Below are 1,366 nucleotides of genomic sequence, written 5' to 3'. Positions count from 1 at the left end.
GCCGACTATCGCTGGAACATTATTAATGGTGTTGTCTTGAGTGGGCTTTTGAATGACAGCTGCTGGCGGCTCAATAGTTTTAGGCGCTATGAACTGCTGTGGTTTATTTTCAATTGCTTGTTCAGTTGTAATAGCGGTTGATAGCACTTGCTCATCAATTTGGCGATTGGCACTTTCCCACCAATGGGTCATATCAGCTTTGTACACAAGACCAATGATCAACAACATAATTATTAGTAATAGTGTTAGCAGCTGTAAGCGCCAAGAAACCTTATCTTTAACTACAATATCAGCAACCTGCTCGCTAGGCTGCCAGGCTAATAACAAACTCGGATTACCTTGAGCTTCAACTAAAAAGGTTTGAAAGACAGGATCTTCATCATAAGGTAAGCTCGTAAAATACCATCCCATGAGCTGCTTACTTTCAACTATATTTAATGGCTCTAAATGAATATTAACTGCATCTTTGAATGCTAATTTAGACTGTGATGCAATCATAACATACAACACATTAGGCGCATTTTTTGATAACAGCTCAAGCTCTGCAATGAGTTCTTCAGATAGGTGCCTACCGCCATCAATCACCCATAAACACGCGCCACATTGTTGTTGTTGCGCTAATTGATAATAGTTTTGCGATAAGCTTAGATTGTGGTCAATTAAAGGGGCATTAAAGCTTTGTTCTAATAACTGAGTCATTAATTGCACATCAGTCATCTGTGCACCAACTTGCACAAACGCTTTATTAAAATCGTTATATTTATCAGTAATGAAGGTTTCAAGCAAATAGCTTTTACCTAGACCAGAGGTACCCAATAAAACAATTAGGTTTTGACCATATTCAAATTGCAATGCGATTCTATCCACCAAAGCCGCACGGCTCGGTAAAATTTGTGACTGCATTTATTGCTCGATCAATGCTCTGACTTGATCATCAGACACATCATCAACTAATGCACATTGACCAAATTCGGTGGGTAAAATGAATCGGATAGTCCCTTTTTTATTCTTTTTATCTTTTCGCATATGCAGTAAAAAGTGCTCACTGGTCATATCGCTAGGTATCTCGATTGGTAAGCTATATTGCGCTATTAATGTAGCAATACGCTCTACATCTTCTCGTGTTAAATCTTGGCGAGTATAAGCAAGCTTTGCAGCAAGCACCATACCTGTTGCGACTGCTTCTCCATGTAACCAAACACCGTAACCCATTTGTGCTTCAATAGCATGCGCAAACGTGTGCCCTAAATTTAACAACGCACGAAGGCCCTGCTCTTTTTCATCTTGTGCAACAATAAGCGCTTTAATTTCACAGCATCTGAAGATGATGTGCTGTAAACACGTCTCGTCTAATTGTTGTAATTTA

2 protein-coding genes are annotated in these 1,366 nt (G+C 39.3%); both read right to left on the bottom strand.

Features of this window, described 5'->3' with window-relative positions; genetic code table 11:
- The coding region (locus AC3WVG_RS11905) for an AAA family ATPase (RefSeq protein WP_488798334.1) at positions 1 to 903 on the bottom strand (903 nt) is incomplete at its 3' end.
- Positions 904 to 1,366, bottom strand: a 463-nt coding sequence (locus tag AC3WVG_RS11900) for a 3-dehydroquinate synthase family protein (protein ID WP_488798333.1), incomplete at its 5' end; no start/stop codon positions are given. It lies immediately after the preceding gene.

The organism is Desulfovulcanus sp. (assembly GCF_982781345.1).
The sequence above is the reverse complement of the archived record's forward strand: the minus strand, read 5'-3'. Positions and strand labels throughout refer to the sequence as shown.